Source organism: Actinomyces acetigenes (assembly GCF_031296635.1).
Taxonomy (GTDB): Bacteria; Actinomycetota; Actinomycetes; order Actinomycetales; family Actinomycetaceae; genus Actinomyces; species Actinomyces acetigenes.
This window is the reverse complement of record NZ_JASPFC010000042.1, coordinates 1-20,872: the sequence shown is the minus strand read 5'-3', so window position 1 is coordinate 20,872 and position 20,872 is coordinate 1. Positions and strand designations below refer to the sequence as shown.

General features: G+C 69.7%; 17 protein-coding genes and 2 pseudogenes. 6 read left to right on the top strand and 13 right to left on the bottom strand.

Annotated features, from left to right (window positions below):
* From RIV14_RS12140 to RIV14_RS12130, 3 genes and pseudogenes are all read right to left on the bottom strand, one after another.
* Positions 1–414: pseudogene (locus RIV14_RS12140) on the bottom strand (hypothetical protein); the annotation flags it as partial.
* A 258-nt stretch (positions 415–672) separates the two neighbouring features.
* A complete protein-coding gene (gene prfB, locus RIV14_RS12135) occupies positions 673–1,794 on the bottom strand; it encodes a peptide chain release factor 2 (protein ID WP_075373393.1) in 1,122 nt (373 codons plus the stop codon).
* Between the two features lie 99 nt (positions 1,795–1,893).
* On the bottom strand, positions 1,894–2,805 hold the full coding sequence (locus RIV14_RS12130) for a LysR family transcriptional regulator (RefSeq protein WP_075373392.1): 912 nt from the start codon (positions 2,803–2,805) through the stop codon (positions 1,894–1,896).
* Positions 2,806–2,877: 72 nt separating this feature from the next.
* Between RIV14_RS12130 and RIV14_RS12125 the strand changes: the two genes are divergently transcribed.
* Positions 2,878–3,234 carry a CBU_0592 family membrane protein gene (locus tag RIV14_RS12125; protein WP_428978884.1) on the top strand — a complete coding sequence of 119 codons (357 nt, stop codon included), beginning with the start codon at positions 2,878–2,880 and terminating at the stop codon, positions 3,232–3,234.
* A 69-nt stretch (positions 3,235–3,303) separates the two neighbouring features.
* Here the strand turns inward: RIV14_RS12125 and RIV14_RS12120 are convergent, their stop codons facing one another.
* From RIV14_RS12120 to RIV14_RS12090, 7 genes are all read right to left on the bottom strand, one after another.
* Complete coding sequence (locus RIV14_RS12120) at positions 3,304–3,810, bottom strand: glycosyltransferase (RefSeq protein ID WP_075373390.1); 507 nt, start codon at positions 3,808–3,810, stop codon at positions 3,304–3,306.
* Complete coding sequence (locus RIV14_RS12115; protein ID WP_075373395.1) at positions 3,807–4,220, bottom strand: hypothetical protein; 414 nt, start codon at positions 4,218–4,220, stop codon at positions 3,807–3,809. The genes RIV14_RS12120 and RIV14_RS12115 overlap by 4 nt, the downstream gene beginning before the upstream one ends.
* A gap of 156 nt (positions 4,221–4,376) precedes the next feature.
* The gene (locus RIV14_RS12110) at positions 4,377–4,850 is read right to left on the bottom strand and encodes a TadE/TadG family type IV pilus assembly protein (RefSeq protein WP_075373389.1); all 474 of its coding nucleotides are present in this window, start codon (positions 4,848–4,850) and stop codon (positions 4,377–4,379) included.
* The gene (locus RIV14_RS12105; protein ID WP_075373388.1) at positions 4,840–5,070 is read right to left on the bottom strand and encodes a hypothetical protein; all 231 of its coding nucleotides are present in this window, start codon (positions 5,068–5,070) and stop codon (positions 4,840–4,842) included. Before RIV14_RS12105 ends, RIV14_RS12110 begins: the two co-directional genes overlap by 11 nt.
* 87 nt (positions 5,071–5,157) lie before the next feature.
* Positions 5,158–6,111 (bottom strand): type II secretion system F family protein, encoded by a 954-nt coding sequence (locus tag RIV14_RS12100; RefSeq protein WP_081381892.1) that lies wholly within the window; start codon positions 6,109–6,111, stop codon positions 5,158–5,160.
* On the bottom strand, positions 6,108–6,959 hold the full coding sequence (locus RIV14_RS12095; protein WP_075373387.1) for a type II secretion system F family protein: 852 nt from the start codon (positions 6,957–6,959) through the stop codon (positions 6,108–6,110). Before RIV14_RS12095 ends, RIV14_RS12100 begins: the two co-directional genes overlap by 4 nt.
* A complete protein-coding gene (locus tag RIV14_RS12090) occupies positions 6,959–8,209 on the bottom strand; it encodes a TadA family conjugal transfer-associated ATPase (RefSeq protein WP_075373386.1) in 1,251 nt (416 codons plus the stop codon). Before RIV14_RS12090 ends, RIV14_RS12095 begins: the two co-directional genes overlap by 1 nt.
* 285 nt (positions 8,210–8,494) lie before the next feature.
* Here RIV14_RS12090 and RIV14_RS12085 point away from each other — a divergent pair, with 285 nt between their 5' ends.
* Positions 8,495–9,823, top strand: a complete 1,329-nt coding sequence (locus tag RIV14_RS12085) for a phosphotransferase (RefSeq protein ID WP_075373385.1) — start codon at positions 8,495–8,497, stop codon at positions 9,821–9,823.
* Positions 9,824–9,845: 22 nt separating this feature from the next.
* On the opposite strand, the gene RIV14_RS12080 is transcribed toward RIV14_RS12085, so the two are convergent.
* A complete protein-coding gene (locus RIV14_RS12080) occupies positions 9,846–13,274 on the bottom strand; it encodes an ATP-dependent helicase (protein WP_075373384.1) in 3,429 nt (1,142 codons plus the stop codon).
* Positions 13,271–16,900 carry a UrvD/REP family ATP-dependent DNA helicase gene (locus RIV14_RS12075; protein WP_075373383.1) on the bottom strand — a complete coding sequence of 1,210 codons (3,630 nt, stop codon included), beginning with the start codon at positions 16,898–16,900 and terminating at the stop codon, positions 13,271–13,273. Before RIV14_RS12075 ends, RIV14_RS12080 begins: the two co-directional genes overlap by 4 nt.
* A 242-nt stretch (positions 16,901–17,142) precedes the next feature.
* On the opposite strand from RIV14_RS12075, the gene RIV14_RS12070 reads away from it, so the two are divergent.
* The 4 genes from RIV14_RS12070 (at position 17,143) to RIV14_RS12055 (ending at position 19,399) form a co-directional block, all read left to right on the top strand.
* Complete coding sequence (locus tag RIV14_RS12070; RefSeq protein ID WP_009232349.1) at positions 17,143–17,358, top strand: DUF3107 domain-containing protein; 216 nt, start codon at positions 17,143–17,145, stop codon at positions 17,356–17,358.
* Positions 17,359–17,535: 177 nt separating this feature from the next.
* A complete protein-coding gene (locus RIV14_RS12065) occupies positions 17,536–18,132 on the top strand; it encodes a sugar O-acetyltransferase (RefSeq protein ID WP_075373382.1) in 597 nt (198 codons plus the stop codon).
* Positions 18,133–18,207: 75 nt separating this feature from the next.
* Positions 18,208–18,633 (top strand): hypothetical protein, encoded by a 426-nt coding sequence (locus tag RIV14_RS12060; RefSeq protein WP_075373381.1) that lies wholly within the window; start codon positions 18,208–18,210, stop codon positions 18,631–18,633.
* A 10-nt stretch (positions 18,634–18,643) separates the two neighbouring features.
* On the top strand, positions 18,644–19,399 hold the full coding sequence (locus RIV14_RS12055; protein ID WP_075373380.1) for an NAD-dependent protein deacylase: 756 nt from the start codon (positions 18,644–18,646) through the stop codon (positions 19,397–19,399).
* A gap of 200 nt (positions 19,400–19,599) precedes the next feature.
* Here the strand turns inward: RIV14_RS12055 and RIV14_RS12050 are convergent.
* Positions 19,600–20,872: pseudogene (locus RIV14_RS12050) on the bottom strand (hypothetical protein); the annotation flags it as partial.

Genomic DNA, 20,872 nt, shown 5'->3' with positions numbered 1-20,872 from the left:
GACTACCGACGCCCCCTGAACACATTCCCACAAACCATCACAGCCACCCTCATGCTCTACACCTACACCACCACCCCCTGAATAACCTTCAATACCGGCGACCGCCAGATTCACCGCGACTGCAACGAGAACCATCCCCACCGCCCACAACAGGGCTCGACGATCTAAACGCAAATTCAGACTGACGCAGCGGCCACGATCAAGAGTACGACGCAGCACATAGCACAGTATGAGAGCCAGAATCGTTGCTGTCCCATAGAGCAACAGAACGAGGGCAGCCATGACTGCGTCGTCGACATTACTCTGGGGATGCGAGTGCACGATGCCAAAGGACCGGACGGCAGGAATCTGGATCAGTAAAGGCGGCGTGAGCGCGCAGGCGAACATCATCGCAAACGCAATCACGATGCGCACAACCTTACCGCCCGCACTCAGGTGACGCTCTTGATCCGATCGATACCCACTGAGATCCGAGGACTCGAGAGACGAGAGTGTTGATGAGACTTCCACCGACCGAGGTTTTCCATGTGATGTACTCATGAAATTCACGGTACGCTCACCATTTTGCGGCCTCAATCGCACCCCGGAGGAATCAGGGGCAGGTGGAAAAGAAACCAGGGATCCCTCCGGGGGATCCCTGACTCCGATGATGCTTCTGATGAAGCGAGCCGATCAGTCCTCGGCCGTTTCCTGCTGCTTGCGCCAGCGGATGCCGGCGTCGATGAAGCCATCGATGTCGCCGTCGAATACCGAGTCGGGGTTGCCGACCTCGAAGTTGGTCCGCAGGTCCTTGACCATCTGATAGGGGTTGAGGACGTAGGAGCGCATCTGATCCCCCCAGGAGGCCTTGATGTCCCCGGCGAGCTCCTTCTTCTTGGCGTCCTCCTCCTGCTGCTTGAGCAGGAGCAGGCGCGACTGGAGGACACGCATGGCGGCGGCGCGGTTCTGGATCTGGGACTTCTCGTCCTGCATGGAGACCACCAGGCCCGTGGGCAGGTGGGTGATGCGCACGGCGGAGTCAGTAGTGTTGACGCTCTGCCCGCCAGGGCCCGAGGAACGGAAGACGTCGATGCGGATGTCGGTCTCGGGGATGTCGATGTGGTCGGTGGACTCGATGAGCGGGATGACCTCGACGGCGGCGAAGGAGGTCTGGCGGCGCCCCTGGTTGTCGAAGGGGCTGATGCGCACCAGGCGGTGCGTACCGCCCTCGACGCTCAGGGTGCCGTAGGCGTAGGGGGCGTGGACCTCGAAGGTGACCGACTTCAGACCCGCCTCCTCGGCGTAGGAGGTGTTGAGGACCTTGACGGGGTAGTCGTGCCGCTCGGCCCAGCGGGTGTACATGCGCAGGAGCATCTCGGCGAAGTCGGCGGCGTCCACGCCGCCGGCACCCGAGCGGATGGTGACGACGGCGTCGCGCGGATCGTACTCGCCGCTGAGCAGCGTGCGAATCTCCAGGTCGGAAAGGTCCTTGCTGATGGCCGCCAGGTCCGTCTCGGCCTCGGCGAGGATCTCGGCGGCGTCCTCGCCCTCCTCCTCGCCGGCGAGCTCGACCATCGCCTCGAGGTCCTCAATGCGCTCCCCCAGGCTCTCGACCCGCTTGAGGTCGGCCTGGGCGTGGGACAGTGCGGAGGTGACCACCTGGGCGGAGTCGGGGTCATCCCACAGGTCGGGTGCGGAGGCCTGCTCGGAGAGCTCGGCGATCCGGGCGCGCAGGGCCTCGGGGTCGGTCACCGCGGCGATGGAGGCGTAGGTGTGTCGGAGTCGTTCGATCTCAGCGGAGAAGTCAGTGGCCACGGAGGGGAGTCTACGGCAGAACGCACCGAGGGCGCCGTCGGGGTGGACTCAGCTCGCTCGACGGCTCGGTCACGCCCACCGTTGTCCCTCATCTGCCACTCACCCCAACTCAATGCCCTGGGCCTGGGAGAGCAGCGCCTCGAGCACCGCACGTGTCGCCGGGCCCGGCTCGGTGCGGGTCGATCGGTGACGCACCACCAGCTGGCGCACGCCCAGCCCGGGCAGACGCACCACGCTGAGCTCATCGGGGACGAGCCCGGAGTAGACGGCCAGCTCGGGCAGGAGCGCGCAGCCCAGGCCCTGGCTGACCATGGCCAGCACGACGTCGTAGTCGTAGGCGACGTGCCGCATCGTCAAGGGCACCCCCAGCTGGCGCTCCAGACGGTCCAGGGCAAAGGCGCCGGCGGTGCCCGGGGCTAGATCGATCCAGGTGGCGCGCGCCAGATCCGCCAGGGTCGATGGGGTCGCCTGCTCGGCCGGCACGACGACGAGCCAGGACTCGTCCAGCAGCGGGATGTCGGCCATGCCCCGAGGCGCCGCGGGCAGCGTGTGCTCGTCACGCTCGATGAGGACCAGGTCGAGCTCGCCCCGACGCAGCCGGGACAGGGCACTGCGCTCCTCGACCTCCTCGACGATCACCTCCAGCTCCGGGCTGGTGGTCGCCAGAGAGCTCAAGAGAGGCAGCAGGAGCGCCCGAACGGCAGAGGCGAAGCTCCCGACTCGCACCACGCCGGAGGGGACGGAGTCATCCAGGCCCGCCAGCTCACGGCGCACGGTGGTCAGCTCGTCCTCAATGCGCTCGGCCGCATCCGCCAGCACCTTCCCGGCCGCCGTGAGCACGGCTCCGGTAGGTGTGCGATCCAGGACCCGGACGCCGCACTCGCGCTCCAGGAGGCGAATCTGCTGGGAGACGGCCGACGGCGTGATACGAAGAAAATCTGCCGCTGCGACAACTCCTCCGGCCCGGTGGACGGCCAAAAGAACCGAAAGCCTCTGAGGCAACACCCGCATGAAGTAAATCTACATCCCTCATGCAGATAGATGCGATTGACCTTCATCCGGGGGTGTCGAAGAATCATCCCCGTGAACGACGTGCTCTCCTCCCTCATCTCTCTCGGCGGCTGGATCGGTGCCGCTGAGCTCCTCGTGGCCTACTTCTTGGTCTCCAAGGGCACGATCGCCGGCGATTCGCTCAAGTATCAGGCCCTCAACATCACCGGCTCCGTACTGCTGACCATCAACTGCGCGAGCTCCGGGGCCTGGCCCAGCGTCATCGCCAACGCCTTCTACCTCCTGGTGGGCCTCAACATCCTGTTCACGGTGAAGCGGGCCTACATCGCCCAGCTCTCGCGCCGCCAGAAGGAGGAGCTGCGGTCCCGGATGCACCTGCACCGGCGCCCCTCCCCCGTGGCCTCGGCGAGCTTCATCGAGCAGGCCTGAGCGACGGGCCGCCTCCTGCCACACGCAACCTTCCACCCACCCGTTTTCGACGCAGTGAGTCCTGTCGGCTCACTGCGTCGTCGTCATTCGGGCCGAGCCGGTGGCGGTGATGGTGAAGCCCTCGGCCGGAAGGAGCCCCCAGGGCAGGAAAGGCGGACGAGATCGGGCCTGCAGCCTCACCTCGGCCGTCTGGCTGTCGGCGGCACGGGCGCTGACGATCGTGATCCCCTCCAGCCTGGCCGCTGCTGGCTGGGCGGACAGGTCCTCGACCGCCTTGCTCCTGACCCCTGCGTCAGTCAGGGACCCTGGTGCGGCGTCCGTGGCGCCACCCCCGTAGTAGGGGTGCGCCTCCACGCTGTCTGCTCCCGCGGCCGCGGCGGAGTCCGCCAGTGACGTGAGGGTCTTGAGGTCGAGGTAGACGGCGGTGGCCGAGGCCGCGACGAACAGCAGCGCAAGGACGACGCAGATGAGCCCGACACCCAGGAGAAGCGTCTGCCCATCCTCCTCACGGTGCAGCCGATCCGCCAGGGCACGGACCCGCCGTTGGACGGCCCCGGGGCCGGGCGGCCTGTTCACTGCTCCGCCTTGCCCGGCAGGGTGATGGAGCGCTCAGTGTCCACCACGACGACATCCCGGCCGATCCCCAGTGAGGCGAAGCCCGGCAGGTCCACACCGACCGAGACTTCGACCATCGCCGCCTGGCCCCGGGCGCAGCCGTGAGCGCAGGTGACCGACAGGGAGCCGGAGGGGTCGGCGTCAATGCCCTGATCGGACAGGGACAGCTGCATCGCCAGCTGCGCGTTATCCATCGCTAAGGGCGAGTCGTCGACCTCCAGCACCCGGCTGGCGGCGTCGGCCGCCGAGGCGACGGCGAAGGTCGTGGCCTGGAGCTGGGCGAGCGTCACCACCAGGTAGAGCACGGGCACCACCAGGACGGCGCTCCACCCGATGAACTCGACGATCGCATTGCCCTCCTCATGGCTCATGAGCCGCCGGACACTTCGACCGCCCGCCCTGAGAGCCTCTCGGAACCGGCCGACAGCCCGTCCGGTGATGAGGGCGCGGGCCGGGACCGCCCTCGGCGAGCGCGACACGGCACGACGCCCGCGACGCCTCGAGCCGACCATGGACACCACCCGGGCTCACCTCTCCTGGGTCAGGGAGGACTCATCGATGGCGTGCCCGGTGACCCGTAGTGTCCCTCCGGGGCCGAGAAGCCCCAGGACCGGGAAGGGCGCTGTCACCGTCACCTCAACGATCCTCAGGTCGCCGGAGGACACCCGCGAGACGGTGACGGTGTCCACGTAGCCGCGCCTGAGGGCGGCGTCGGTGAGGACCTGCACCCGTTGGCGCGCCTCGGCCTCCGTGCCCCCGACCAGTGCGGCTCGACGAGCGCCGTCGCCCGCGGCGTCGGTGAGGACGTTACGGGCGTAGACCCCCAGGGCAACCTGGAGGAGTGCCACGAACACGATGATGACGAGCGCACCGACCATGACGAAGTCGACGACGGCCGAGCCCGACTCGTTGTGCTCGCGCGGGCGGAGGCGAGCCGGCCGGGGCGGGACGCGACCGGCCCGTTGGAGCACCCCGAGGAGGGGCACTCGTTCAGATCGCACTGGTCACCTTCGCGATGGCGTTGAGGAAGACCTCGGTCAGCGTGCTGCCGGCCACCGTCCACAGAGCCACGACGAGCCCCGCGGTCATGAGGGTCACCAGGACCCAGCCGGGGACGTCGCCGCGCTCATCGCGCAGATCGATCCGGGTCGCACCGGTGGCACGCCACGACCGGGAACCTGGCTGAGGGCGGCGGAATGTGGGAGGGATGAGGCGCTTCATGACTGCTCCTTGCTGTCGGTCGGGAATCTGGGTGAAAGGACGATGGATGGTCGGGGTCCACGGGCGCAGGAGGGTGACGAATACGCTTCACACCCCCAGCCTCAGGACGAACAGTCCCGGGAAGAGGGCGAAGACGACGGTGATGGGCAGGACCAGGAAGACCACGGGAACCATCTGGGCGATCTCCCGTCTGCCGCCCTCCTCCATGAGGGCCTGGCGCGCCGCCTCACGCACGTCGGTGGCCTGGGAGCGCAGAACCTCAGCCAGTGGTGTGCCGCGCTCAAGGGCCACGATGACCGCCTCGCACAGGCGGGTGACATGGACGGAGCCGACTCGCCGCTCCATACGGTCCAGGGCGGTAGACAGGACCGTGCCCGAGCGGATATCGGTCAGAGTGACGCCCAGCTCGTCAACGAGGTCGCCGCGGCCCAGCGTGACGATACGCTCGATGGCCGACACCGGGCCCTGGCCGGCACCCACCGCCAGGGCCAGCAGCTCGACGACGTCGGGCAGCTGCGCCTCGATCCGTGACAGCCGCTTCGCCACGGCCCGGCTGAGCCACCAGTCGCGGGCAGCGGCCCCGGCCACGGTGGCCATGAGGCACAGGAGGATGAGCGCGGGCACGTTGACGGAGCGGACCAGGGCCGCCAGGCCTCCTGCGGCCAGGACGAGCAGGAGCGCCGTCGTCGACCACAGGACCTGCTGGAGGCGGAACTGGTCGACCCCCAGAGATGACCCTGATCGCGTCAGGCGACGCCGGACCGAGCCGGCCGACGAGCCCAGGGATTCCATCAGTCTGCCCAGGCTGAGAGCGCCTGCCGTGGAAGCCATGAGCAGGCCGATGACGGTGCGCCCGTCGGAGGTCGGCCCTGCCGGAGCGGCCAGCAGGCCGGAGGTCGTGGGCCGGCGGTGGACGTAGGGCTCCAGGCGGGCCATGAGTGTGGGGCGGCGTCGGCGGAGGGCCGAGATGACGCTCAGGACGCCCACGGCCCCCAGCAGCCCGGCAAGTCCTCCGGTGAGCATCGCGTTCATGGGGTTCATCGCAGTGTCCTGTCCTCCTCAGGCAGCCGCCCCAGGCGCAGCATGAGCCGGTAGGCGATGACCGAGACGACGGCTCCGGTCAGGAGAACGACGGCTCCAGCGGTGGTGGCGTAGGCCGCCGCTGCCTGAGGCCGGGTGGACAGCAGCGCCAGGACCAGCCATGGGGCAGCGACCGCGACCTTGGCACCGTTGACGGTCCACGACTGGCGAGCCTCGAGCTCACCTCGGGTGCGCATGTCCTCGCGCAGCATCTGCGACAGGGAGCGCAGCAGCGTCCCCAAGTCGGTGCCGCCGACCTCGTGGGCCAGGCGCAGGGCCTCAACGATCCGGTCGGCGACCGGGTCGGCGAAACGGGCCTTGAGCCGGTCCAGGGAGCTGTCGAAGCGGGCGGAGGCGGCGTAGTCGGTGGCGAAGGCCCGGAACTGGGGGCGGACGGCCTCCGGGCCGCGCTCACCGAGGTTGGTCAGCGCCTCCGGCAGGCTCATGCCCGCGCGGACGCCGGAGACGAGGGTATCGACGGCCTCGGGCCACACCTCGCGCAGGCGGGTACGGCGGTTGCGCGCTCGAGAGGAGATGATGAGGAAGGGGATCGCTGTGAAGATGGCGGTGAAGGCGAGGGCCACCGGCCAGGCCCGGGACATTCCCAGGAAGACCAGGCCAATGAGCAGCCCCAGCCCGATCGACCCCAGGACGAACATCGTAGGGCTGGTGCGGCCGGCGCCGGCCTGGACCAGGATGTCGGCCAAGCGACGGGAGCGCCTCGAGCGCCACTGAGGTGGCTCGGAGGTGCAAGCCATCCAGATCAGGAGCAGCCCTACACCGCCCAGGAGCCCGGCGACGGCGCCCATCAGTAGACCTCCTGGGAGCCTGCGGGGCGGGAGCTGAGCAGAGCTGTCAGGTCGTGACCGGCCCGGTTGAAGCGCTCGGCGGCGTCGGGCGCTCCGGCGCCCCGCACGAGGCTGCCGGTGGGGTCGCGGTGGAAAACGTCGGAGAGCTCGATGATGCCGTTCTCAACCCGACCGGACAGGGCCGCGACCTCTCTCACGGTGCGGCGCCCACTGCGATCCAGGTCGAGGTGGACGACCAGGTCGATGGCGCTGGCGACGGTGGGGACCACGAAGTCGCTGGAGACGTTCTCCCCCGCCAGCAGCGGGAGGGTGCAGATCTTGATGACAGCCTCCCGGGCGGAGTTGGCGTGGATGGTGCACATGGACGGAAGACCCGAGTTCATGGCAATGAGCAGATCGAGCGCCTCGGCCTCTCGGACCTCTCCGATGAGGAGACGGTCGGGGCGCATGCGCAGGGCCTCCTTGACCAGGCGCCGCAGGCTGATCTCACCGACGCCCTCGAGGTTGGGCGGCCGGGTCTGCATGGCCACGCAGTCCCGGTTGCGCAGGGCGAGCTCGAAGACCTCCTCGCAGGAGATGACCCGCTGTGCGCCCGGGATCGCTCCGGCCAGCGCCCTGACCATCGTGGTCTTGCCGGCCTGGGTGGCGCCCGAGACCAGGATGTTGAGGCCGGCCTGCACGGAGGCGTCCAGGAAGGCGGCGACCTGGCTGGTCAGCGAGCCCATGCGCACCAGGTCGGCAGTGCGTGAAGCACGGGAGGTGTGCTTGCGGATGTTGACCGCCCAGTGCTGGGAGGTGATGGGCGGGATGACAACGTGAAGCCGCTGTCCCCCGGCGAGCTGAGCGTCGACGAAGGGGCTGGACAGGTCCAGGCGACGCCCGGAGGCCCGCAGCATCCGCTCGACCAGAACCGTGAGGTCCTCACTTTCCAGGATCGTGGTGGTCAGCTCGGGGCGCCCGGAGCGGGCGACGAAGACGCGGCCGGGGGCGTTGACCCAGATCTCCTCAATGGACTCGTCATCGAGATAGCCCTGCAGCGGGCCCAGCCCCGCCATGGAGTCGAGCACGTGGGTGCGCGCCCCCTTGGGATCGATGAGCGGCGGGACGAGTCCGGCGTCGGAGCGGCGCAGATAGTCCTCCTCGGCCTGGGTGACGAGCTGCTCCAGGTCGGAGGCGTCCTTGAAGGGGTCGATGCCGCGAGCGCGCACCAGCTCGCGAACCTCCGTCAGGAGAAGATCGGCAGCGTCCATGATGCCTCTCAGCGTGGGAGTCGTATAAAGAAGAGTGACGATGATGTGACGACCGGCCTGGGGCTCTGCACTGAACCGGGACACACCGACCGGACGGTGACCATCGTCACGGATTAACTCTAGGACACCTGGTCACGAAATGGCCACCACCTCGGCAGAACCTGTGGATAACGTCGACCTTCTGGTACATTCCTCAAGCCGTTGCTCACATCCCTGGACGTTTGCCGCCAGCGGACGGGCGCGGCTGTCCTGCGAGACATAGGACCTGTCGCCTACGGTTGGACCATGTCACAGCCTCCGCAGTCCCCGGACGCCCCCGGCACCACTGATGTCGACGGCGGTGCCGACAGCCTCACCGACGAGGTGACCTCCGACGTTGAGCACGCTGCGGCTCCGACGGCCGGCGATGAGGACAGCAACCAGCAACAGGCTGAGCACTCCGATCCGCGATCCGACGAGCACGACGAGGACGACGAGGACTATCGTGCGCCCGTGGTCGTGGCCCCGCTGCCGGGGGCCTCGGCCGAGCCGCCGCAGAGCAGCACGCCGGCCCCACGGGCCCAGCCCGCCGAGACTCCTCGTCCTCACCACTCAGCACTGGCCCTGGCGGCGATGGCGAGCGTCGCCGTCGGCGGCCTCAACCCGACTCGGCTGGCGCTTCCGCAGTCCGAGACCCCGGAGCGGCACATCATCGGCGTCATCGACACCCAGGGCCGCCACTGGGAGGTCCATGAGGCCCGTACCGATGCCGTGGGCGCCTCCTTGGAGGCTGAGGCCGAGGTGCTGCGCCGTATCGGCCGGGTCGTTGACGACGGACGGCTCTCCTTCAACGTGCCCCGAGCTGCCGGGTCCCTGCGTCAGAAGGACGCGCACATCCAGGTGCGCTCCCATGTGGAGGGCAAGCCGATCCCGGTCGAGACGCTCCGACCGGGGCCGGGGATGTCGGCGGGCCTGGGCAAGGCGCTCGGTGAGATCCACGAGCTGTCCATGACGGTGATCTCCGAGGCCGGCATGCCGGTCTATGACGCCGAGGAGGTGCGTCGGCGCTGGCTGAGTCTGCTGGACGACACCGCCGCGACGGGCAGGACCCCACCGGCGCTGCTGGGGCGCTGGGAGCAGGCCCTGGAGGACACCGCCCTGTGGCGCTTCCGCCCCACCGTGGTCCACGGGGACCTCGCTGAGGAGAACGTCCTGGTGGCCGGTGGCACGGTGGTGGCGGTGCGGGGCTGGTCCCAGGCACATGTGGGGGACCCGGCCGAGGACCTGGCCTGGGTGTACTCCTCAGCACCGGTGGACTGCCTGGACTCCATTGAGGACGCCTACGACATCGCCCGCTCCGAAGGCGTTGACCGGCACCTGCGTGAGCGCGCCGAACTGGTCAGCGAGCTCAGCCTGGCACGCTGGCTGCTGCACGGAGTGAGGACCGGGGACAAGCCGGTCATCAATGACGCGGTGGCGATGTTGGAGGACCTGGCCGCCCAGGTGGGTGACGCCCCACTGGTAGAGCCGGCCACGCCTCGGCTGGCGCCGGTGCCCGGGGTTCGCGAGCCGGCTGAGCCCGACGCCGTCACCAACCCGGTGGCGATGGTGCGCGTCGACGACGAGGAGAGCTGACGGGCGCACCGCTCACGAGCCTTCACCCCACTGTCAGGGCCGCCTGAATCTGCTCGATGCTGAGCAGGCCCTCAGCGGTGAGCTCATCGACACGTCCTCCGGAGTAGTCGACGTACACGTAGGCGGCCCGTACCGACCCGGTGGGCACGCCCTGGGAGGCCGCCCAGGCGTGGACGTAGACACTGAGCTGGTCCACGGGCACCTGTCGGCGCCCGGTCTTCCAGTCGACGATGAGCCATCCGGAACCGTCCGAGCGACAGAAGACGGCGTCCATGCGGCAGCGCAGGGTGGTGGCGCCGATGGTGATCTCCCGGTCGGTCTCGGTCTCGGCCAGGACGTAGTCCTCCAGGAGCGGCAGGTTCTCGGCGGTCTCCAGCCAGCGCTCGATGCGGTCCCGGTCCTGGGGTCCGAGGCTGTCGGGCACACCCGCCTGCCCCAGGCCGAACAGGGTGCCGCGTGCGCTCAGGCGCTGGGCAACGGCGTCGTGGAAGACGGTTCCGAGCCGGCCGGCGGCGCGGGGCTCGGGTGGGAGCGGGCGACGCAGGTCGAGTGCGAACTGTCGGCGGTCGGCGCGCAGGTCATCCAGACGGGTGGCGGCCAGGTGCTCGGGCAGGCGGACAGCGGGGCCGCTGGACAGGGCCCGGGAGCGCTCGGCCAGGAGGAGTCCCGCCTCGAGCCGCCACCGCCGCACCGTCTCGTCATCGAGCCGGGCCTGAGCAGACGCCTCCTGGGCGGGGCCGGTTCGAGTCATGGCGGCGGCGACCTGGGCGGCGGCCACATGCCGGGCCCGGCGCACAGCGGCGAGCCGGTCGGCGACCGGGGCGGCCTCTCCCTCGGCCTCCGGGGCCTGGCTGTCCAGGATCTCCGCTGCGTCGGCGTCGAGGGGCCAGGTGCCCACCTGGGTCAGGGAGGTCAGCGGGTTGGGGCGGGACTCGTCGAAGTCCACCCAGCCGTTCGCGTAGGGAGGCAGGAGGTCGCGCCGCTGGAGCTCGGTGAGGAAGCGTGAGGGCCGGCGGGGCTTGGAGGCGGTCTTGGACAGGTGGGAGCCGGTCAGGAGGAGCTCGTGACGGGCCCGGGTGAAGGCCACGTAGGCCAGGCGGCGCTCCTCGCGCAGGCGCTGGCGTCCGAGGGCCTCCTTGTAGGCGCTCATCGTCTCGGTCAGGAGAGGCTTGTCCGTGACAGCCGGGTCGAGATCCCCCACGATGAAGGGGGGCAGGTCGCCGGCGTCGGCCCGAAGCGGGAAGGGGAAGGTGGAGGTGGAACCCATCCAGCCGGTCTCCGTGACGCGAAGATCGTCCTTGACAGCGCTGGTGTAGGAGGGGAAGACCTGCTCGTCCATGCCGGGCACGGCGACGACGTCCCACTCCAGGCCCTTGGCGGCGTGGACGGTGAGGAGCTGGACCGCCCCGGGCGAGGGCTCGACCTCGGGGGCGCTCATGGCGTCCTCGTGCTCCTCGGCGGCGTCGAGCCATTCCAGAAAGCCGGTGAGGGTAGGGGCATCCGTGTCGGCGGCGAAGGCCCGGGCCGTCTCGTGGAAGGAGTCCAGGGCGCGGTGGCCCATCGGGTGACCGACTCGGGCGGCGATCTCGATGTCGAGGTCGAGTGTCTGCTCGGCCAGGGCCACGAGGTCGGGCAGGGGCAGGCAGACGGCCTCCCGGATGCGTCGGATCGCCCGGGCGGTGCGCAAGGCGACGGCCCGCCCGGCCTCGGTCAGGTCCCGGACCGCGGCGGCCTCTTCCTGCTCTTCTCGCGCGCCGTCCTCATGCCATCGCAGCAGGGTGTCCAGGGCCTCGCTGAGCAGTGGGGAATCGGTCTCGGCCTGGTCGCCGTGAGCCCCCGACCCGGTCTGGTCGCCTTCGGTGGTGGGGCGGGTGAGCTCGCGGGCCAGCGACGCCAGGGATCGCAGGTCGCGGGCGCCGATACCGAAACCGGTCAGGAGCCTGACCACCCGGTCCCCGCGCTCCGGGTCCGAGGCCACGGTCAGCAGGGCGCGGACGTCGGCGACCTCGGGGACGTAGAGCATCCCGCCCAGGCCGATGATCGTGTAAGGCAGGCCGGCCTCCTCCAGCTCGGCGGCAATAGGATCCATCTGTGCCCGGGTGCGGCACAGGACGGCCATCTCGGCACTGGGTGACCAGCGCTCGGCGAGGAAGGCGACCACCGTGCGGGCCTCCTCGGCGGGGTCCTGCAGGAAGGCCCCGAACGCCGCCCCCGGCTCCAGGCCGAAGGCTGCGGGGCGGGCCCGCAAGGGGGCGACGGTGAGGTGCTCGCCCACCGGGTCCCCGTCCTCGACGACGCCGGAGCGCAGGGGCGCGGAGACGACGTTGGCGACCTCCAGGATGGTGGAGTCGTTGCGCCAGGAGGTCGACAGCTCCAGGACGGGGGTGGCCTCGGCCGCTGAGGTCCCGGACTCCAGGAGGGCGGTGCCGGTGGGGTTGAAGCGCTGGTGGAAGGTGTCCAGGGCTGCGGCGCTGGCTCCTCGCCACCCGTAGATGGCCTGGTGGGGGTCGCCGACGGCGGTCACCCCGGAGTCGGCGAAAAGGGCCGACAAGAGCCGGACCTGAGCGACCGAGGTGTCCTGGAACTCATCGAGCAGGACCGCAGGGTACTGGGCCCGCACCTGGGCGGCGGCCTCGGGGACGGACTCGGCGATGGTGCAGGCCAGGGCGATCTGGTCACCGAAGTCGAGCAGGCCGTGGTGACGTTTGTGCGCATGCAGCTCGGCGACGACGTCGAGCAGGGCCTCCCACTCGGCCATGACAGCGGGCGCCTTACCGACCAGGGTCTTGCAGCCCTTGATGGCGGCCAGGGCGGAGAACTGCTCGGACAGGTCGGCCAGGTCCGTGGCGGCCTCCTCGATGGTCAGCAGGTTCTGGCTCAGGGAGTCTGCCAGGACCAGGGCGGCACTCGCGTTGTGGCTGAGGCTCTCGTTGGGCAGCGGGAGCGTACGGGCCTCAAGCAGGGAGGTGACGATCTGCCAGGAGCGGGCCTGGGTGATGAGGGTGGAGTCGGGGTCCACGCCGATGCGCAGTCCGTGGTCGCGCACCAGGGCGCCGGCGAAGGAGTTGTAGGTGGCGATCATCGGCTCACCGACATCGGCGGCGTCAGCGGTGCCCCCCACTCCCCTGTCGTGCTCCGGACCGGTGGCCGGCAGCAGGCCGGCCGCGCTGAGGCCTGCCAGGCGGGAGGCGACGCGCTGGTCGAGCTCGGCGGTGGCCTTGCGGGTGAAGGTCAGTCCGAGAATCTGGTCGGGGCGGACCTGCCCGGTGGCGACCAGATAGACCACCCGCTGGGCCATGGTGGCGGTCTTGCCCGAGCCGGCTCCGGCGACCACCAGCAGGGGGCTCAGCCGGTGGGCGATGACGCGCGCCTGCTCCTGGGTGGGGGTGTGGATGCCGAGCGCCTCCGCCAGGGCCCGCGGAGTGAGCCGGCGTGAGCCGACGGGGGTCATGAGACGACTCTCCTTCCCTCGACCTGGACGGGGCAGGAGTCCTTGACCCGGCAGGAGCGGCAGTGCTCACCGGTGCGGGCCTCGATCACGGGGCCCACTCCGGCCACGGCCGCTTGAGCCACGAGGTCCTCAGCCCAGTACTCCTCGCCGCTGCCGGCAGCACCGATCATCTCATCGTCGTCAGGCGTCTCCGTGGGCTCCTGCGCTGGTTCCGGGGCTGCGGGGCTGGAGTCGAGGGCGGCGCCCGGCGGGGCCAGGACGTAGCCGTCTCCTGAGCGTTTGGAGGGCTCCTTGCCCAGGAGCACGAGGGCTCCGCCGACGACGTCGAGGCCCTGCGAGCTCAGGGCCAGCCGGTAGGTGGCCAGCTGGGGGTGGCGCTGGACGTCCTTGGGGACGCGCTGCCCGGTCTTGAGGTCGATGACGCGCACGGTGCCGTTCCGGCCGGGTCCGGCGGTGTCCTCCGGGGCACCTGCCGAAAGGCCGCCGAGGTGCTCGAGGCGGTCGATGCGCCCGGAGATCGTGACCGGGACGGTGTCGCCGCCCTCCGTCGGTTTCCGCAGGCCGGCCCGCTCGCGGACCGCGGGACTGAGGACACTCAGGGGGATGTCGACGTCGGCGCGCACCGGCTGCTCGACGTCGGCACGAATGCCCAGGGCGTCGCAGTCAGCCAGGTAGGCGTCGAGGCGCTCGATCATGGCGCGGGCACGGTCTGCAGCCAGGCCTCCCTGCCACGTGGCGGGGTAGCCGAGGTCGGTCAATCGTTCCTCGAAGGCCTCGCGCAGAGCCGGACCGCGCAGGTGCTCGCTCTCGGCCCGTTCGGCAACCGCGTGGACGAGGCTGCCCAGGGCCTGAGCCTCGCTGGCGGGGGCCGATCCGCCGCTGCGGGTCAGGAACCACTTGAGCGGGCAGGCGGCCAGGCCCTCGACGTCGGAGGGGCTGACCCGTATCCGCTCGCCGGCGGTGATAAGAGGGGCGGTGGAGGTGGGGCCGGTCGCGCCGATCCAGGTGGCGGGGTCGGCGCCGGACACGCCGTGGCGGGCGAGGTCGGCCAGCAGGTCGACGGCGGCCCCGGCGCGGCGGCGCTCGGCGTCGGTGGCCGTCTCGAGGTTGCCGCAGACGGCAGCGTGACGCAGCTCCCCCACCAGGCCGCGCAGGGTGAGGTCGCCGGTGTCGGGGGTCAGGAGGGGGGCGCCGTCGGCGTCGGTCAGGGCGATCCCAGCCTTGTGGGCGATCTCGGTCAGGAAGGGTGAGGGGGCGTGCTCGGCGTCGGCGGTGGCGGTCAGCAGGAGGCGCCTGGTGGCGCGGGACAGGGCCATGATGAGCATGCGGCGCTCGTCGGCGCGCACCTGTGCCCGGGCTGCGGCCACGGCGCCGCTGCCGCCGACCCCCTCCCCCGGGGCGCTGGCGCCTGTGTTCAGGCGGCCGGTGACGGCGTCGACGAGCAGGCCGGTGCGGGTCAGGGAGTCCCTCAGGCGCAGGTCGGGCCAGCGGTCCCGTTCCAGCCCGACGACCACGACGAGCTCCCACTCCTGGCCTGCGCAACCTGCCGGGGTCATGACGGCCACGCCCTCCGGTCGCCGGCCCTGGGGGGCGACGGAGTCCGAGGGCAGGACCTCGGCGTCGAGCTCGGCCAGGAAGCTGGAGGCGTCCTGGCCCGGGTGGCGCTCGGCCCAGACCTCGGCGCGTTTGAACAGGGTGGTGACGACGTCGAGGTCGTGCTCGGCGGCCTCGGACAGGAGCGTTCGCACGGGGCCTGCCGAGGGCAGCAGGGCGGTGGCGCGCCAGGCCTCGGCCCGCTCGGAGGCGTTCCAGGCGGCCCACAGCAGGGCCTCGACATCGCGCGGGGCGTCGGCTGGGGTCTTCCCGATGACGGAGCGCAGGGCCTCAAGGATCCTCGCTGCGGTGAGGAGCCGCTCCGCCTGGGTGCTCAGCAGCTGCCCATCCAGGGACCGGGCGAAGCCGGAGGCCTGCTCAGAGTCGGCCAGCAGGGCCAGGAGGGCGGCGTCGCCGCCGGTCCGGGGCCCGGTCCCGGCAGTGGGATCGGCTGCGGGACCGGTGGTGGGCGCGGTGGAGGTCCCGACCTCACCGGGCTCGGCCACACTGGCGCGCGGGGTTGCGGCCGGCGGGGCCTGGCGCAGCCTGCGGCGCAGTCGGCGCAGGTCCATGGTGGTCAGTCCCACCAGGGGGCTGGTGAGGAGGTTGATGGCGGCGTCTCGCTGAGGCGGTTCACCGCGCCCGCCCAGCTGGTCGCGGATGGCGGCGCGCACGATGTTCAGGAGCGCGGCCGCGGCCGGTTCTGCGCGCAGCAGGACCGCGGGTGTGCGGGAGGCCAGGGGCACGCCTCGTCTGCGCAGGTCCCTGGCGAGGGTCTCGGCGTCGGCGGCGCTGCGAACGATGACCGCCATCTGAGACCAGGAGGTGCCGTGGTGGACGTGCTCGAGCCTGAGAGCCCGGGCGACGTGGGCATGCTCCTGCCAGGCGGAGGAGGCCAGGGTCACCTCGATGCCGGCCGCCGCCTGCGGGCGCTCAGCGTCGGGTCCTACGGAGATCTGTGAGGACCCTGCTGAGGACCGGGGCGCCAGTGTCGTCTGCCGGTGGGCCGTCGTGCCGGTCACCGGGACCCGAGCGCTCTGGTCGCAGATCACCGCCGAGATGGCCGAGTTGCCTCGGTAGCAGGTGGTCAGCCGCAGGCGGGTGGCTGCGAGCCCCGAGTGGTCCTCGGCGGCGATGAGCAGGCTGGGCGTGCCGCCGCGGAAGGTCTCCACGGCCACGTCGGGGTCCCCCAGCACCACGATCTGCGCCCGGTGCCCGTCGGGGTCCGGGGTCGCCAGGGCCGTCAGGAGCCTGGCGGTGGCGGCCGTGCAGTCCTGGTAGTCGTCCACAAGGACGAGGTCCGGGACGGGGCGGGGGACGGTGACGGCGTCGGCACCCCAGGAGCTCAAGGCCTCCACGGCTCGGTCCTGGAGACGAGCCGTGTCCATCTTGCGGGTCTGGGCCCTGCGCTCGGCGCTGGGCCGCCCCTGCGCGTCCCAGGTGCGCAGAAGCTGGGCGGCAGGCCCCCAGATGGGGACATTGAGCCGGCGTCCCAGGTCGGCCAGGTCGTCGGCGCTGACGCCGAGCTCTCCGGCGCGCGCCAGGAGGTTGCGCAGCTCGGAGCGGAACGCCCGTGACCCGGTGGCCTCGGCGGGGAGCCCGGGCCAGGTGACGGTGCTGATCATGGAGGCCAGGGCGGAGTCCTCCTCCGCTCCGGCCAGAAGCACCGGGGGCGGCAGCGGGTCGGGCCGCATGGTCAAGGATGTGGTCAGGATCGTCAGTGCGAGGGCTGCGGGAGTGCGCACTCGGACGACGCCGTCGCCATGGCCCTCACGCAGCAGGTGGGCGGCCCGGCCACGCAGCCAGTCGGCTCGCGCACGGGTGGGGGCCAGCAGGATGGCGTCGCGGCCGCTGGCGACCGCCTCGGCCAGCAACCGCAGGGCCAGGGACGTCTTGCCGGTCCCGGGTGCCCCCAGGACGACGACGTTGGAGCCCTCGGCCACGCGGTCCAGGACCCGCTGCCCATCGGCGTCGGCGGCGGGCAGCTCGGCCGCCTCTGCGGGCGGGAGGAGACGGACGGGGTCCTGGGGCATGGGACCATCTCACCACGGGCCACCGATAGGAGCGCGTACCGTTAACGGATCGTCATCGGTCGTGGGCCCGCCACTCGGGAGCGCCGACGGCGCATGTTCCGCGTGGCGCGAAACGCCGCGGCTCCTGGGGCGCGCGAAGGGTCGGCGCGGCCGCGGCACCCTAGGATCGAGCCAGGTTCACGCCCCTCTCCCCGACGGGCTATGCCGCTCAATACGGCACACAGACGATGCGAAGGAGCCCCATGCAGGTCACGATCGGAATCAAGCACGCCAGCCGCGAGCTCTCCCTGGAGACGTCCGACTCTCAGGAGAAGGTGCTGGCCGCCGTGGCCGACGCCGAGACCAAGGCCGTCACCCTCACTGACGACAAGGGCCGCAAGGTCTTCGTGCCGGCCGGCTCCCTGGCCTACGTCGAGCTCGGTGAGGCCGAGCCCCGCCGGGTCGGCTTCGGTATCTGAGGCTCTCCCCCACGATCTGAGTCTCTCCCCCACGACGAGCAGGCACAGGGCCCAGGTCTGGCGGAGCGTAAGCCACACCGTTCCGCCACCGATCTGGGCCCTTGCCGTTCCGCTCAGCGTCCTGCGAGGAGGCTGAGAGTCAATGAGCCGACACGGCAGGAAGGAGGACCGGTCAGCATGAACCTGACGGAGCAATTCGCTCATATGGCGACGGGCGCGATGTACGACGACCTGACGCCCGAGCTCATCACAGCGCGGATCGAGGCCGTCCAGGCCACCGACGCATATAACCGCTCCTATGGTCAGCCCGCCGAGGAACGCGAGGCCTTGCTGCGTCAGGTCGTGGGTTCAATGGGCCGCGAAGTCAACCTCGAGCCAACATTCCGGTGCGAGTTCGGACGCAATATCCACCTCGGCTCCCATTTCTTTGCGAACTTCGACTGCGTCATGCTCGACGGCGCCCGGATCACCATCGGAGACAATGTGCTTCTGGGGCCCAAGGTCGGCCTGTACACCTCCAACCATGCTCTGGATCCTCGTGAGCGCGCTGACGGCGCCTGCCGAGCGCGTCCGATCACGATCGGCGACGACGTCTGGATCGGCGGCAACGTCACGGTCCTTCCTGGTGTGACCATTGGCTCGGGCAGCGTGGTCGGAGGAGGCAGCGTTGTCACCCGCAGCATCCCTCCCGGTGTCATCGCTGCGGGCAACCCGGCGCGGGCGATTCGGGACGTGACCGAGGCCGATCGCACCGGCTACCGACCGATCCACTGAAACCCGGCCCGACGCGGAGTTGTCCGTCCTTCGATTCTTCACGTTGCCGAGCTGCAAGCCGATACAGTCGCTCTTATGAAGTCACCTGTGCTGGCGGCTACGTGCGCCGTCTTGTTCTTCATCAATGGCGTGCTGCAGCTGCTGCTGGCTCTGGGACTTCCCTTGGGCCGGTTCGTCCTGGGCGGCGCCTATACTGTCTCCCCTCTCCTCCTCAGGCCGGTCAACCTGGCACTCTTCCTGGTCTGGTTCGGCTGCGGTCTGACGTACCTCAGGTACGGCGGTCTGATACGCCGCCCTCTGCGTGATCGCACCGCGCGTAGCGTTGTGTATGTCTCGACCCTGTGGCTGTTCATCGCCTCGGCGTTCAACCTCCTCATCACCACCAGCGAGTTCGAGCGCTATGCCACCGGGACGCTGTCGACTGTTGCCTGCGTCCTGAGCATGTGCCTCGTATGGCGCCGCGACCGGATCCGCCCGTGCAGGATCGGTCCTCGGCGTTAAGGTGGGGTGCATGGATCACCAGGACAGCCAGCGGGGCCTGCTCGCCCAGTGGATTGAAGAGTCCAGACGCATCGTCTTCTTCGGTGGTGCCGGGGTCTCAACCGAGTCGGGGATCCCCGACTTCCGAGGCGCCAAGGGCTTCTACCACCAGGACCGGGAGATCCCCCTGGAGCAGGTCCTGTCCATCGACTTCTTCACCGTGCACCCGCAGGCCTACTGGGAGTGGTTCGCCCAGGAGAACGCCCGCGAGGGCGTGGCCCCCAACGCGGCCCACCGGTTCGTGGCCGATCTCGAGCGGGCCGGGAAGCTGTCGGCCGTGGTCACGCAGAACATTGACGGCCTCCACCAGCGGGCCGGCTCCGAGCGGGTCCTCGAGCTGCACGGCAACTGGTCACGCCTGATCTGCACCGGCTGCGGCGAGCACTTCACCCTGGACGACGTCGACGACGCCCGCTCCGGCGAGGTCCCCCACTGCCCCGTGTGCGCCTCGGTACTGCGCCCCGACATTGTGTTCTACGGGGAGATGCTGAACAGCGACGTCATGGAGGGGGCCGTGCGGGCCATCTCGGAGGCGGATCTGCTGATCGTGGCCGGAACGAGCCTGGTCGTCTACCCGGCAGCGGGCCTCATCGACTACTACGTCGGTGAGCGCCTGGTCCTCATGAACGCGACTCCTACGCCGTATGACTCCCGCGCCGACCTCGTCATCCGTGAGCCGGTCGGGCAGGTCTTCCAGGAGCTGGAGCGCCTGGGGCGGCAGCCCTGACGTTGGTCGCACGCGCTGTGACGCGGGTGGCAGGAAGGTGGTTGTGGCAGACGATGTGGGGTCGATGGTAGGTGAAGTGGTGGTCTGCACCGCGAGGGCGTCGCGGTGCCGCTACTGTGAGGTGTTGGAGCGTGCGTAGAGGCGCTCCTGGCTTCGGCCCCACGCGGCACGGTATGGGGCCGAAGCCAGCGGATACCCGATCAGGACGGGGAGGTTGGCGAACCATTCCCGGTTTTCTCCCGGGGGCCCCTCTCCTTCCGGAACCATGCACACAGGTCCGCGATCTCTTGAGGGCAGTCGTCAGCGCGTGAGGCTTTCGACATCAGGACCTCGATCAGGATCCGGTCCCCGGGATCAGCCTTCCTATAGGCGGATCGCAGCAGGTCGCGAGCCTGGTAGGGGTGTTCGAAGAGGGCCGCATGGAGGGCGCCCGCCACACCGCCGTAGATGGCGCACTCCTCCAAGCCAGGACGCAGGCCAGGAACCATCAGCATAGCCCGCCAGTTACCGGCCTCCAGGAGCTCCTTAAGGGCATCCTCCGCATCCTCATCGCTGGCAAGGACTGCATAGGCGATATCTGCATCCGATAGTTCCGCAAGCTCGAGAGTTCTGCGGAGCTCAGCGAAGCCCTCTTCAGGAAGACTCGCTTCCAGCACCTCCAGAACAAGGGTTCTAATCTCAGGGGCACCCAGAGTCCGGAAGTCGCCATCAGCGTCACCGGGTTGATCAGCACCTGAAACGCTGTCTTCAGCATGCTCACGAAGTTGCGTATGTAAGAAGAACGCACCCCGGCCACTTGTGTGCGCGGAATACCAGGCCGCCGCAATACCCTGCGCACGATCAACACTATTCAGCCATGCGACAACGGAGTCCACTCCTTCCACCATCACGGCATCAACAAGGGAGAGCAGTCTCCCGATGGCTGGGATGTCAACATAGCGATCCGCCTCCACCGCGAGAGCGTCGCAGTCCGACTTTGACGGAGAAGCCCAGCCGTTCTTGAGATGAGCAGCCTGCTCCTTCAGATCGGAGCAACACAGCCAATCAGTGATTCTGCTGCGAACTGATGCATCAATGGTAGCGGTCACCCAAGCGGGGAGGTCTGCGTCATCACACCCGGCGTCAGCGAGGGCCTGCACCACCATTCGCCGTGTTGGCCCCAGGAACATCGGATCGTCCAGTTGATCTGCCTCGCGAGCAGCTCCTTTCAGATCCTCCTCCCGGTCATCGTCCTGCCACATCGCCCTGGCAAGCAGCAACCGAGATCGGATTGCGGGAGAGAAGCGATCGAAACCTTCAGTAAAGACGTTGAGAGCCTCCTCGTACTGTCCTTCTTCCAACAGGATGTTGGCCAGGTTGTTCAACGACGCCGCCAGATCGGGGGTGTAGGCCGCCGGAGAGGCCTCCACCAGAGCCCGCCTCAGCCCCGCGGCCTCCTCGGCCGCCTCCAAAGCCTCACCCGAGCGCCCCAGC

Excerpts from the sequence above, each read along its gene's own strand:
- RIV14_RS12130 (WP_075373392.1), bottom strand. The coding sequence starts at position 2,805 with ATGCGGGTGTTGCCTCAGAGGCTTTCGGTTCTTTTGGCCGTCCACCGG.
- RIV14_RS12115 (WP_075373395.1), bottom strand. The coding sequence starts at position 4,220 with ATGAGCCATGAGGAGGGCAATGCGATCGTCGAGTTCATCGGGTGGAGC.
- RIV14_RS12105 (WP_075373388.1), bottom strand. The coding sequence starts at position 5,070 with ATGAAGCGCCTCATCCCTCCCACATTCCGCCGCCCTCAGCCAGGTTCC.
- RIV14_RS12100 (WP_081381892.1), bottom strand. The coding sequence starts at position 6,111 with ATGAACCCCATGAACGCGATGCTCACCGGAGGACTTGCCGGGCTGCTG.
- RIV14_RS12095 (WP_075373387.1), bottom strand. The coding sequence starts at position 6,959 with ATGGGCGCCGTCGCCGGGCTCCTGGGCGGTGTAGGGCTGCTCCTGATC.
- RIV14_RS12090 (WP_075373386.1), bottom strand. The coding sequence starts at position 8,209 with ATGGACGCTGCCGATCTTCTCCTGACGGAGGTTCGCGAGCTGGTGCGC.
- RIV14_RS12085 (WP_075373385.1), top strand. The coding sequence starts at position 8,495 with ATGTCACAGCCTCCGCAGTCCCCGGACGCCCCCGGCACCACTGATGTC.
- RIV14_RS12080 (WP_075373384.1), bottom strand. The coding sequence starts at position 13,274 with ATGACCCCCGTCGGCTCACGCCGGCTCACTCCGCGGGCCCTGGCGGAG.
- RIV14_RS12075 (WP_075373383.1), bottom strand. The coding sequence starts at position 16,900 with ATGCCCCAGGACCCCGTCCGTCTCCTCCCGCCCGCAGAGGCGGCCGAG.
- RIV14_RS12070 (WP_009232349.1), top strand. The coding sequence starts at position 17,143 with ATGCAGGTCACGATCGGAATCAAGCACGCCAGCCGCGAGCTCTCCCTG.
- RIV14_RS12065 (WP_075373382.1), top strand. The coding sequence starts at position 17,536 with ATGAACCTGACGGAGCAATTCGCTCATATGGCGACGGGCGCGATGTAC.
- RIV14_RS12060 (WP_075373381.1), top strand. The coding sequence starts at position 18,208 with ATGAAGTCACCTGTGCTGGCGGCTACGTGCGCCGTCTTGTTCTTCATC.
- RIV14_RS12055 (WP_075373380.1), top strand. The coding sequence starts at position 18,644 with ATGGATCACCAGGACAGCCAGCGGGGCCTGCTCGCCCAGTGGATTGAA.